This is a genomic window from Gluconobacter sp. ESL1110 (assembly GCF_058107395.1).
This window is the reverse complement of the sequence record NZ_JBYLUK010000008.1, coordinates 259373-272185: the sequence shown is the minus strand read 5'-3', so window position 1 is coordinate 272185 and position 12813 is coordinate 259373. Positions and strand designations below refer to the sequence as shown.

At 53.8% G+C, this 12813-nt stretch carries 10 protein-coding genes; 2 read left to right on the top strand and 8 right to left on the bottom strand.

The window, feature by feature from the left end; all coding sequences use genetic code 11:
• The first annotated feature begins 10 nt into the window (after positions 1-10).
• Entirely contained in the window at positions 11-2038 is a 2028-nt protein-coding gene (locus tag AC3B6F_RS09935) for a phosphocholine-specific phospholipase C (RefSeq protein WP_489824226.1), read from the top strand.
• Positions 2039-2080: 42 nt separating this feature from the next.
• On the opposite strand, the gene AC3B6F_RS09930 is transcribed toward AC3B6F_RS09935, so the two are convergent.
• The 7 genes from AC3B6F_RS09930 to AC3B6F_RS09900 all read right to left on the bottom strand — a co-directional run bounded on the left by AC3B6F_RS09930 (position 2081) and on the right by AC3B6F_RS09900 (position 10132).
• Positions 2081-2854 carry an SDR family NAD(P)-dependent oxidoreductase gene (locus tag AC3B6F_RS09930; protein ID WP_061930817.1) on the bottom strand — a complete coding sequence of 258 codons (774 nt, stop codon included), beginning with the start codon at positions 2852-2854 and terminating at the stop codon, positions 2081-2083.
• Between the two features lie 17 nt (positions 2855-2871).
• A complete protein-coding gene (locus AC3B6F_RS09925) occupies positions 2872-3975 on the bottom strand; it encodes an ABC transporter ATP-binding protein (protein ID WP_211568832.1) in 1104 nt (367 codons plus the stop codon).
• A 53-nt stretch (positions 3976-4028) separates the two neighbouring features.
• Complete coding sequence (locus AC3B6F_RS09920; protein WP_061930822.1) at positions 4029-4856, bottom strand: carbohydrate ABC transporter permease; 828 nt, start codon at positions 4854-4856, stop codon at positions 4029-4031.
• 1 nt (position 4857) lies between these two features.
• Entirely contained in the window at positions 4858-5766 is a 909-nt protein-coding gene (locus tag AC3B6F_RS09915; RefSeq protein ID WP_489824225.1) for a carbohydrate ABC transporter permease, read from the bottom strand.
• A gap of 12 nt (positions 5767-5778) precedes the next feature.
• Complete coding sequence (locus AC3B6F_RS09910) at positions 5779-7095, bottom strand: ABC transporter substrate-binding protein (RefSeq protein ID WP_489824224.1); 1317 nt, start codon at positions 7093-7095, stop codon at positions 5779-5781.
• A gap of 32 nt (positions 7096-7127) precedes the next feature.
• Positions 7128-8774 (bottom strand): FGGY-family carbohydrate kinase, encoded by a 1647-nt coding sequence (locus tag AC3B6F_RS09905; protein ID WP_489824223.1) that lies wholly within the window; start codon positions 8772-8774, stop codon positions 7128-7130.
• 335 nt (positions 8775-9109) lie between these two features.
• Positions 9110-10132: an aldo/keto reductase gene (locus tag AC3B6F_RS09900; RefSeq protein ID WP_489824222.1), complete on the bottom strand. Its 1023-nt coding sequence runs from the start codon at positions 10130-10132 to the stop codon at positions 9110-9112.
• A 263-nt stretch (positions 10133-10395) separates the two neighbouring features.
• Between AC3B6F_RS09900 and AC3B6F_RS09895 the strand changes: the two genes are divergently transcribed.
• On the top strand, positions 10396-11511 hold the full coding sequence (locus tag AC3B6F_RS09895) for a THUMP domain-containing class I SAM-dependent RNA methyltransferase (RefSeq protein ID WP_489824221.1): 1116 nt from the start codon (positions 10396-10398) through the stop codon (positions 11509-11511).
• A 4-nt stretch (positions 11512-11515) separates the two neighbouring features.
• On the opposite strand, the gene AC3B6F_RS09890 is transcribed toward AC3B6F_RS09895, so the two are convergent.
• Positions 11516-12475, bottom strand: coding sequence for a LysR family transcriptional regulator (locus AC3B6F_RS09890; RefSeq protein ID WP_489824506.1), 960 nt, complete (start codon positions 12473-12475; stop codon positions 11516-11518).
• Positions 12476-12813 lie beyond the last annotated feature (338 nt).

Sequence of the window (12813 nt, the reverse complement as noted above, 5' to 3'; positions counted from 1 at the left end):
GGACCCGCACATGACCGGACCGCTTTCCAGCCGACGCAGATTTCTTGAACTGGGAGCCGCTTTTGCGGCTGCCGGAACACTGCCCGGTAATCTGCAACAGGCTCTTGCGGTTCCGGCCAACCGGAAAACAGGCACCATTCAGGATGTCGAGCATGTGGTGATCCTGATGCAGGAAAACCGCTCTTTCGATCATTATTTTGGGTGCCTGAGCGGTGTGCGGGGATATGGAGACCCGCGTGCCGCACAGCAGCCCGACGGAACGTCCGTCTTCGCACAAAAGACTGCTAAGGGTTCAACGGTTCTGCCGTTCCGCATGAACACGGTGCATACTTCGAGCGCCTGCATCGCCAGCTTGGATCATAGCTGGAAGGGCAGCCAGAAAGTCTGGAACGAGTGGGATTGCTGGATCCCGCACAAGACCGCCATGACGATGGGCCATTTCACGCGCCGGGATATTCCGTATTACTACGCGCTCGCAGATGCCTTCACGATCTGCGATGCCTATCACTGCTCGATTTTTGGGCCAACCAATCCAAACAGGCTCTTTCTGTTTTCCGGAACAAACGGATTAAGCGTCGGACATGATGGCAAGCAGGCGGTCGAGAACGTCGATGACGGGAACGTCTCGGCCGATATGCGCCACGACAATCCGAAATTTCAGTCCTTTCAATGGACGACTTACGCCGAAGAGCTTCAGAAGGCTGGTGTGTCCTGGAAGGTTTATCAGGAATACGACAATTTCGGAGACAACGCTCTGGCAGGGTTTACCGCTTTTCGGGAACTTTCCGAGCAGTCCTGGCAATATCAACAGGGGCGTCGGATTGTTGAAGGCTCCACGGCTGAAAATGCTGCGACATCTGAAGGGCGCTTCCTGATCGAGGCATTTGAAAAGGATGTGGCTGCAGGGACATTGCCTCAGGTCTCCTGGATTGTGCCTGCTGCTGCGCTCTCTGAACACCCGAACGCACCGCCCGGCTACGGCGAGCATCTGATCTCACGCCTGATGGATGTGTTTGTCCGCCATCCGGACGTATGGTCCAAAACAGTTTTTATCCTGAACTATGATGAAAATGACGGCTTTTTCGATCATGTTCCCCCTCCGGTTCCTGCACTTGAAGGAGACGAGGGAAACAGCACGGTGTCTGTCACCGATGAGAGCTATCATGGCGTGCCTGTAGGGCTAGGGCCGCGTGTACCTGCCATCCTGATTTCTCCCTGGAGCAAGGGCGGACGTGTCAATTCGGAAGTGTTCGACCACACGTCTGTTCTGATGTTTCTTGAAAAGCGCTTCGGTGTTCAGGCTCCACACATCACACCCTGGAGACGGTCTGTCTGCGGGGATCTGACATCTGCTTTTGACTTCTCCGCCAAAGATACACGCTGGCATGCCAATCTTCCCAATACAGACGATTACATGCCACAGACCCGCAAGTCCTGCATGTTGCCTCCACCTCTGGTTCCGCAATACCAGACGTTGCCACGGCAGGAAGAAGGGCAGAGGGCGACGTGTGCTCTTCCGTATCATCTGGCAGCAGACCTGATGGTGAACACAGAGAAAGCCGAGATCGTTCTCAACAACACAGGTGTAAAGGGAGCAGTTTTTCGCCTCTCAGGGCAAGGCCCGTCACGTCACTATACTGTTGGTGAGGGAGCCACATTAAGTATTTCGCTCCATCCGCATGATGACTTCACGCTTTCTGGACCCAACGGTTTCCACCGCTCTGGCAGAAACATTTCAGATTTGCAGGTCCGTGTTCGCGAAGAGACGGAAGGCGTGACACTGTTTCTCAAAAGCATTGCGTCGGAAGGTGCGGAACTGGTCGTTGAAGACGCCTATGGTGCGACAGCTGACTGGACTGCTCTTCTAAGGCATGGGCAGGAGCTATCCCGCTTTTACCCGCTTGCGGGAAGTGACTTTTGGTATGATCTGACGGTCACCCGTCGCAAGGGCGGCACAGCAGGGCATGTACAGGTTGCCGGGCATGTGGAGACCGGACGGCCAAGCCGGACTGATCCGTTGATGAGCCGCCGGAGTTGAGACATCCGGGCCTGATGACAGGCCCGGTGTTTCGAATGTTGATTACCAGACAGTAAAGCCAGCATCCACGTTGACGATCGAACCCGTCATCAGGCTTGCAGCGTCCGAGGCCAGAAAGTGCACGACGGAGGCGACTTCGTCCGGCTGCCCTACACGCCCCATTGGTGTCCCTGCAATCCAGGCATCATACAGTTCCGGCTTTTCCATGCCGAAGCGCGTCAGGGTTGTTTCGATATAGGTTGGTGCAACGGCATTCGCGCGGATACCGTGAGGCGCCCATTCCGCGGCCAGGGAGCGGATATACTGGTGCACACCCGCCTTGGAGGCATTGTAAGCCGCCTGCTGCTGTGGGCGGTTAACAATCAGCCCGGACATGGAGCCAATCGCAACAATCGCCCCTTTCTTCTGCTCAAGCATAATGCGACCTGCGGCCTGGCAGCAGCGGAACATGCCATTCAGGTTGATGTCGACCTGCTTGAGCCACTGGCTGTCCGTCATGTCCTCCGCTTTGACTTCAGAAATACAGATCCCGGCACAGGCAACCAGAATATCCAGATGACCTTCCTGCTCATGCACGGTCTTGATAGCGGTCTGGACGCTTTCCGTGTTCGTAACATCCATGCGAATGCTGCTGACATCCAGCCCTTCACCACGAAGTTCCTCCGCAGCTTTTGCAGCCAGAGCCTCATCCAGATCCGCGATTACAACGCGCGCGCCAGCTTCAGCCAGAGCCGTCACGCAGGCCAGGCCGATATTCTGTGCACCGCCGGTCACAACTGCGGTACGGCCATCGAGACGAAGTTTTTCCATGTACATTTTAAGTATTCCTGAGTTCAGGCGGCGAGGGGATGACGACGACAGGCTTCAAAGGCCAGTCCATCGGGGGCAAAAAGGTGACAGTACTGAGGAGGTAACGTCAGGCTCACGCGTGTTTCGACTTCGATGTCTGTAAAGCCATCCGTCTGGACAACAACGACCTGACCGTCTTCCAGACGAACGTGAACGAGTGTGGTCGCACCAAGCCGTTCGATGACTTCGACGATGCCGCTATTCGGGCCGGGGGCGGCGAGTTCAAGATGTTCAGGCCGGATACCGAGTGTGAGCTTGGTGCCCGGCAGAATTCCGGGCGGGGCGACTGGAACATGCATGACTGTTCCGTCCCGAAGCTGAACCGTGGAACCTTCCCCGTTGCCATCCTGGAAAATGGCGGAGAAGAAGTTCATGGGAGGGGAGCCGATGAATTTCGCCACGAAGAGGTTGCGAGGGTGATGGTACAGTTCCAGCGGAGAACCAATCTGCTCAACAACACCCTTCTGAAGAACGACAATCTTGTCAGCCATGGTCATGGCTTCGACCTGATCGTGGGTCACGTAGATCGTCGTGGCACCAAGTTTACGATGAAGAGCCGAAAGCTCCACACGCATCTGGCCACGCAGAGCGGCGTCGAGATTGGACAGCGGTTCGTCGAACAGGAACACCTTGGGATTACGCACAATGGCGCGCCCGATGGCCACACGCTGACGCTGCCCGCCTGAAAGCTGGCCCGGCTTATGGTTCAGGTAGGGCTCAAGCTGAAGCGTGCGGGCGACATGCTCGATCTTTTGCCGACGCTCTGCCTCCGGCATCCCGGCAAGCTTCAGACCAAATTCCATGTTCTTGTAGACGTTCATATGCGGATAGAGCGCATAGGACTGGAACACCATCGCCAGACCGCGCTTACCGGGCTCTACGTCGTTGACGCGCTGACCATCAATCAGCAGATCGCCAGACGTGATATCTTCGAGGCCAGCAATCATGCGCAGAAGTGTGGATTTACCGCAGCCGGATGGCCCGACGAACACCACAAATTCCTGGTTCTCGATCGACAGGGAAATGCCCTTGATGATTTCTTCCGTAAGATATGTCTTGCGGATGTTCTTGAGTTCAAGCGTGGCCATGGGTCAGATCCCGTTTTCAAGCATAGGGGCAACGGCAGGAAGGAAGAGGTCGGTCACTTCACGGCTCCGAATGTCAGGCCGCGGACAAGCTGCTTCTGGCTGATCCAGCCAAAAACAAGAATGGGAGCCACAGCGAGGGTAGAGGCGGCGGAAAGCTTGCCGAAAAACAGCCCTTCCGGGGACGAGAACGAGGCAATAAAAGCCGTCAGCGGAGCGGCATTGGAAGACGTCAGGTTCAGGGACCAGAAGGCCTCGTTCCAGCAGAGGATCAGCGACAGCAGGGCTGTGGACGCAATGCCGGGTAACGCCAGAGGCAGAAGGACCATTGTCATTTCCTGCCAGCGGGTAGCGCCATCCATACGGCCCGCTTCCAGAATGGGAGCCGGGACTTCACGGAAGAATGTGAACAGCATCCAGACGATAATCGGTAAGTTCGTGAGCATATCCACGATTGCCAGACCGGTGCATGTGTCCAGAAGGTGCGTGTTGCGGGCCAGGAGATAAATGGGAACCAGTACGCCAACCGGGGGCAGCATCCGGGTCGAGAGCATCCAGAGCAGCGTGCCGCGCGTTCGTTTTGAAGGCATGAAGGCCATCGAGTATGCGGCCGGAATGGCCAGTAACAGGGCGCCCGCTGTCGCACCGACTGACACGATGACGGTATTAAGTGCAAAATGCCAGTAACTGGCACGCTCGAAAACTTCCGCATAGCTGCTGAGCGTTGGCATAAAGAACAGTTTTGGCGGCGTTGATACCGCTTCCACTTCGCTCTTGAAGCCGGTCAGAATCATCCAGAAAATCGGGAAAAAGAGCCAAAGAGCAATGCCCCATCCCAGAAGGGTGACGGCAATCCGAGTACTGCGTTTCGTTTTGACGGCCATCTCACACCTCCAGATTGCGAGCAACGGAACGGACAAGAAAGACCGCAACGATATTGGCGATGATGATGGCGATAATACCACCGGCAGACGCACCGCCCACATCGAACTGAAGCAGGGCGCGAGAGTAAATCAGGTAAGCCAGATTGGTGGACGCCACGCCAGGGCCGCCAGCCGTCGTCACAGAAATTTCTGCGAAAACCGTCAGCAGGTAGATCGTCTCGATCATGACCACGACACTGATCGCACGCCCCAGATGGGGCAGAATAATATGACGGAACCGCGCGATAGGACCTGCGCCATCCATGCGGGCGGCTTCTTTCTGCTCGCTGTCCAGCGACTGAACGGCTGTGAGGAGAATAAGCACAGCGAAAGGAAGCCACTCCCATGCAACGATCATCATGACTGTCAGAAGGGGAAACTGTGCCAGCCAGTCGATCGGTGTGAGGCCGACAGCCCGCATCATGGCGGAATAAACGCCATAAATCGGGTGCAACATCAGGTTCTTCCAAAGCAGGGCGGAGACCGTTGGCATGATGAAGAACGGAGAAATCACCAGCACACGGGCAATACCACGTCCGAAAAACTCCTGATCATACAGGACAGCCAGAAGTGTCCCGCCACCAACACTGATGACCAGCACGCCAGCTACAAGAATGAACGTGTTGAGGAGGGAGTGGAGGAAATCAGGATCGGTCAGCAGGTACCAGTAATTGCTGAACCCTGCGAAGCCGTGGAGCGTCGGGTCCACAAGATTATAGTTCAGGAGGGAGTACCACAGAGTCATCCCTAGCGGGACAAGCGACCAAACCAGGAGAATCAGAACAGCCGGAGAAAGAAGCAGGAAACCTGCTCCTTTTCCCTTCTGCGCGGAGGCTCCCGGTGCGGGGCTATGTTCGACAACGGCCTGCATGGCATTGGAGCCTTATCTGGCGCGGCCGGACTGGCGCAGCGAACGGGTTACGGAAGACTGTGCGGACGCAAGAGCCTGATCGACCGTCATCTGGCCAGAGAGTGTAGCGGCAACGGTCTGCCCAACCTGCGTTCCCATAGCCTGAAACTCTGGGATGCCCACAAATTGTGCGCCAGTGTAAGGGCGTGGCTGGGCCGTCTGTCCGTTCGGATCAGCCGTCTTGATGGCGTTCAGCACGAAAGAGGCGAAGGGGGCGGCCTTCTGGTATTCAGGGGCTGCATAGGTGGATGCGCGCGTGCCGGCAGGAACAGCAACCCATCCTTTACGGTCGGCAACCAGCTTCACGTAATCCTTGGACGTCGCCCATGTGATGAAGGTCTGGGCATCGGCACTCTGATGGGAACTGACCGGGACGGCGAGGCTCCAGGCCCACAGCCATGTCGGGCCCTTGCCATACGGACCTTTGGGAGCCGGTGCGAAACCAACCTTGTCAGCCACCTGTGACTGCTTCGGGTCGAACAGCAGACCACCAGCTACAGTGGAATCAATCCAGATTCCACAATGGCCGCTGGCAAACAGGGCCAGATTTTCATTGAAGCCGTTGGACGTGGCACCCGGAGGGCCATCTTCCTTCATCGCCGAAACGTACCATGTCAGCGCCTTCTTCCAGGCATCAGACGTCAGCAGAGGCTTCCAGGACATATCGAACCACTGCGCGCCATAGGTATTGGCCAGTGAACTGACATAAGCCATGTTCTCGCCCCAACCCGGCTTGCCGCGCAAACAGATGCCATAGACCTGACCGGACTTGTCCGTGATCTTGTCCGCAAACTGGCGGATCTGGTCGTAAGTCGGGTCTTCTGGCATGGTCAGGCCAGCCTTCTGGAACAGATCCTTACGGTAATAGGTCATGACGCTTTCTGCGTAAAAGGGCAGGGCGTACAACTTGCCGTCAGACGTCAGAGCTTCACGGACAGATGGGAGGACGTCATTTACGTCATAGGCTGCATCCGGCTTGAGTTCCGTCAGCCAGCCCTGCTTGGCCCAGATGGGAACTTCGTAGTTGCCAATGGTCACGACGTCGAACTGCCCTGTCTTCATTGCGATATCGGTCGTAACACGCTGGCGAAGGACGTTTTCTTCCAGTGTTACCCAGTTCAGATGAATATCCGGATGGGCTTTCTCGAATTCCGAGGAAAGCTGCCGCATGACGATCATATCGCCGTTATTCACGGTGGCGATTGTCAGAGTGCCAGCAGCATGAGCGGAGGAGAGAACTGAACCGCTCAAGAGAAGGGTCAGGGCGCAGAGTGACTTTAGACGGGACATGAAACTCAGACCTTTCGAAAAAGGGTGCAGGATCAGTGAGAAGGAGCAGGGTCGAGGACGTCCCGCATCTGTTGACGCCATGCGAGTTGGCTATTCAGCATGTCATGGCAGATGGAACGTTTGGCTGCATGATAGGCGGCTGTGCGCTCATCAGGCAGGATTTCAGTTCCGGCATGGCTCATCCGGGCCATGGCGGTGCGAAGATCGACGTATTCTCCGCTGGCGACGGCGCCAAGAATGGCGGCCCCCAGAAGGACGGAGTCCGGCTCTTCGGGCAGGAGAATGCGACAGCCTGTTGCGTTAGCATGCTCACGCAGGAAGACGTGATTCTTGGTGCTACCCCCTGTGGCCAGGATCGTGTCGATCCGGTAGCCTTGGGCGTTGAGCGCATCAATGATGTCTTTAGTGCCGTATGCGAGACCTTGCAGCGTAGCGAGATACAGCTTCGCCAGATCATCCGTATTGGCTGAGAGGCTTAGCCCGCTCACGACACCCTTGAGGTCAGGATCAGCGTGTGGAGAGCGGTTCCCATGGAAATCCGGGAGCACATGCAGGTTCGCCGTGCTCGTTCCCGGAAGTTTACCCTGCTCAAGAGCATCCGCGCGATCGTTCAGCAGCGCGTATATGTTTGTACCCGACTGTTCTGCTTCCTGCTTGAGGGCAGGACCAGAAGCATGCTTGGAAATGACAAAGTCAATCAGCGCGCCAGTTGCAGATTGGCCTGCTTCATTGAGCCACATGTCAGGAACCATGGCGTTCCAGTATGGCCCCCAGACGCCCGGAACAAATCGGGCTTCTTTAGAAGCGGCCATATGACAGCTGGATGTGCCACAGATTAGCGAAATTGAGCGCTCAAGTACGTCGTCCGAAAGCGCGCCAGCTGCTTCAATACCAAAGACGCCAATACCACCTGCATGCGCATCAATAGCAGAGACTCCAACAAGAATACCGGGCTCAAGTCCAAGTTCAGCAGCGGCCTCAGCACTCAGACCTTCGCCAACGATCCCGCCCAATGCACGAATATCATTACCAATCCGGGAAAAATTGTTCTCTGTCAGTTCCTCAAGACCAATGGCTTTGAAGTACGTGTCATCCCAACGATCTTCATGAGCCAGATAGGTCCATTTACAGGCCGTGGAACATGCCGAGCGAGAGAGAGATCCCGTAGCCCTCCATGTCAGAAAATCCGGCAGATCGAAAAAATGCCCAGCTTTGGCGAAAATATCGGGCAGGTTGCGTTTGAGCCAAAGAAGCTTTGGCGTTTCCATCTCCGGGGAGATTTTGCCTCCCACATAACGCAGGACGTCGTAGCCACCGGCATTGATTTCGGTGGTTTCCTTCAGGGCACGATGATCGGCCCACAGGATAATATCCTGCCCATCCGCACCTTCAGGATCGACAGATAACGGACGGCCTTCTGGATCAAGGACGACAAGAGAGCAGGTTGCATCGAAGCCAATACCTACAATCCGATAAGGCTGATCGAGTTTGGAAAGCGCCGCGCGGGTTGCTGTGCAAACAGCCTCCCAGATATTGGCGGAAGACTGCTGGGCATAGTTGGGGGCTGGCGTCCATGTACGGGTCGACTGGACGGCAGAGGCCTTTTTTGTCCCATCAAGGGTAAAGAGACCTGCACGGGCGCTCCCTGTTCCAACATCAACTCCAAGAACCAGATCCATAAAGCCACACCCAGGTTGTAACGTGCAGATTACCAAGATCCCGGGAGAGCTATCTTTCCAGTGTCATTCACAGCGCCTGAGATGTTCAAAATCAAACCCTGTCTCCGACGATCATGGATAACTTCGGAGAAAGTTCGATCACGCTATGTTCTGTCACTCCAAAAGATAACGCTCACCTCGGAATACATAACGGTATTTATGTTACATATAGCAGATTGGCTGTCCATAGCGCGAAATGGAATTTGGAAAAGAAAACGTACAGATCGCAAAAAGATGAATGTCACGGAGATCTGGAGAGGGGGTGGCAACCAGTGCTGTCCTCTCCAGACGATACGTTATGCTGCAACAGGAGTTGGTGCATCTTCGGCCAGAAGGCGCTCGGTCTTAAGGTCGCTCCAGAACTCTTCTGGAATGTGATGGCTGAACCATGCCAGGTTTTGCGTGAGCTGACTGGTATTCCGGGTGCCAGCACAAAAAGACGAAATTGCTGGATGTGCCACGACAAATTGCAAAGCTGCTGCGGGTAACGGAACGTGATGTCGTTTACAAACAGCCTCAATGCGGGAAACGCGTTCGAGAATATGCGGCTGGGCAGGAGCGTAATTATATTTAGCCCCCTTTACAGCGCCTGTGGCGAGAATACCCGAATTAAAGCCCCCGCCGACAAGTAACGTGACATTCCTTTGTTCACAAAGCGGCAGAAAATCCCGCAAAGCATCCTGTTCAAGTAAGGTGTAACGACCCGCAAGCAAAAAGCAGTCGAAATCATGCTGTTGAAGGGCAGCATGACAAACTTCCCATTCATTCACACCAACGCCAATAGCCTTGACGACGCCCTCGGTACGCAGTTTTTCAAGCGCCCGCCAGGCTCCGTCCGTTGCCCGTTTGAAAACTTCTGGCTGGTTTTGCCCGTGTGTGAACCGGTCAATGTCATGGATAAACACCATATCTATCCGTTCAAGAGCTAGTCGCTGCAATGAATCTTCAAAAGATTGCATTGTCCCATCATAAGTATAATCAAATCTCATACGGTTGGGTGCTGCATTGACCCAGGGAGCGAAATCGATTTCGGCACGAGGCGCTGCATGCAGTGTACGGCCAACTTTCGTGGCAATGACAAAGTCATCCCGGTTTTTCCACCTGAGAGCCTGTCCGAGCCTCAGTTCGGCCAGGCCATGACCATACATCGGAGACGTATCGTATAGGCGGATCCCCGCATCCCAAGCATGTTGTATCATCTGATTTGCGTCTTCTTCGGACACTTCCTGCAAAAAATTTCCGAGCGGTGCGGTCCCGAAAGCAAAAGCTGTAACGCTAAAGTTGTTACGGCCAAATTTGCGTGTTTCTGATGGCTTCATCGTCGATCCTCCCGAGGGGATTATGTTCACGACATGGGACGAGATTTGACGGAAAGGCCGCTGGCTTCACGTTTGTGACCAACGCAGGGGGCTTCCAAGAATATGGTTATTTACGCTTCACCGGCAAAAAGAATAACGATGGCACGATAACTTTACAATCATGTCTGGTTACTTGACAAAAAATTTCCAGAAATAAGCCCATTATACTCCTGAATGTAGCAGAAAAGATTGCTCTAGACGTCGCTTCCTGTCATGGAGGCCCCATGACGAAAAACAGGCATTTTGAAATTTTTCTCGCAACGTCTCCCGGCCTTGAAGACATGCTCTGCGCCGAGGTGAAACTGAAAGGGTTCCGCCAGCCCAAAGTTGTTCCCGGGGGAGTGACAATGCGAGGAGGATGGCCTGAAGTCTGGCGCGCAAACCTTTGGGTCCGGGGTGCCAGCCGGGTTCTGGCACGCGTTGCGCAATTCCGTGCTGAATATCTGAATCAACTTGAACTCCGCTCCAAGGAAATCCCCTGGAGTGAATTGCTCAAACCTGACGTGCCGTTCCAAGTCGAAGTTTCGTGCTCATCTTCGCGAATTTATCATAGCGGAGCCGCAGCTGAACGCATTTCCAAAGCCATTACGGAGACGCTTGGAGCACCAAATTCCGAAACTGCACCTGTTATTGTTCGCGCACGGATCGAGAATAATTTCTGTACACTCAGTCTGGATACATCAGGTGATCTTCTGCACCGACGGGGCCATAAGGAAGCCGTTAATCGCGCACCCATGCGTGAAACAATGGCCTCACTGTTTCTGCGAAAATGTGGATACACCGGCCAGGAACCCATTCTTGACCCTATGTGCGGGTCAGGAACATTCGTTATCGAGGCGGCCGAAATCGCAGCGCGCCTTAATCCGGGCCGCTCGCGGCAGTTTGCGTTTGAACGCTTTGCCACATTTGATTCAGCTGCGTGGGAGCAGATGCGCGCAGTGAAAAGCCAGCGCACCCCGGAATTTCGCTTCTACGGAAGCGATCGAGACGCTGGAGCGATTGCTATGAGCAAAGCCAACGCTGAGCGTGCTGGTGTTACAGCATATACAACCTTCAGCCAGGCTACAGTGAGCGATATAACGCCTCCTGCTGGCCCGCCAGGTTTGGTAATTCTGAATGCTCCGTATGGCACTCGCCTGGGTGACAAAAAGAAACTGTCAGCTTTGTATAGAGCGCTCGGTACGCGATTGCTTGAGCATTTCAAAGGCTGGCGGGTAGGAATTATCACAACGGAAAAATCACTGGCTCACGCAAGCGGATTGCCGTTCCTACCAGCAGGGGCTCCAATCCCTCATGGTGGATTGAAGGTCTTTCTATTCCAGACAGACGTACTGAAGTAGTATTTTAGACAAAATGGGCCGAACTGTATTCTTGAAGAAAGTACTCAACCCTTTCAATAAAAAGAGACGTGAAGGGATTTGAAGCTTTCGAACGAGCAACAATCGAAACTGTCTGAGGATGAATGCCGTTTTCTCGTAATGTGAGAAACTTGAGCTTTCCCTCAGATTGTTCCTGAATAATATCGAGCGGCGTTAGAAAGGTAATATTCCCTGGCACAAGAGCCATTTGTCGCATGAGTTCAATAGAATTGGTTTCAAGAGAAGGCGTAAAGGTCAATCCCTTTGCCATATATAACTCCTCCAGGTGAGGACGGATCGCCATACTCTCATCTGCTACTACCAGTGGCCAAGCATTACAGTCTTCAAGACTGATGGATTCCTGATGAGCAAGAGGATGCTGCACACTCATAACCACACCGAGGGGCACACTTCTGGACGCCTGTACGACCAGTCCATTTTCTGATGGAATATCAAAACCTATTCCGATATCAGCCTGACCATTCTTGACTACTTCGACCAGATCATGTGTGCCGTAGGTACTGACATGAGTTCGAACATTCTGATGCGTATTATGAAAGTCCGTTAAAGCCAGCGGAAGAAAAGTAGAAACCGGCCCCACCATTGTGGCGATCGAGAACTCGCCACGTTTCAATCCTTTCAGATCTTCCAGAATTTGGCGGGTGTGATTCATGTTCTTCAGAGTTTCACGAACATGCGCCAGCAAGATTTCCCCGGAGGCTGTCAGTACGAGTTTTCTAGGAAGGCGCTGAAAAATTGGGGCGCCAAGATCCTGCTCTAACGCCAAAATCTGCCGATTGATCGCCGTGGAAGCGACATTCAAGTGTTCTCCAGCTTTTCTTATGGAGCCGCAACGGGCGACTGTATCCAGATAGACCAGAAGTCGACTGTGCAGCATGGCAGAACTTTCATCCAAAAGATGCACAATAGGAACATTCCGAAACACCTTCAAGATTTTGTACCGCCTCCGCATTGAGAATGCTTCAAAAACAGTGAGGCAGCTTATGAAGCGATAGTGGCACAAACAACACAGACGCCATTCTCGTTAGCGAGATGTTAATAAGACGCCTCTAACCCAACCATAATCTCGTTGAAAATATTTCTGTTAACTGATTATTATATATGGATTTTTATCGTTTGTAATTTAAAAACTTACCAAACGATTATATTGTGAAACATTCCCTTAGGTGTGCAAAAAAGATCCACAAGTGTGACATATCTCGCAAGTGATCTCTTTTTGATATCACTGTGAGGCAATTATTCGCCTTTTGAGGCAGTGCTTGA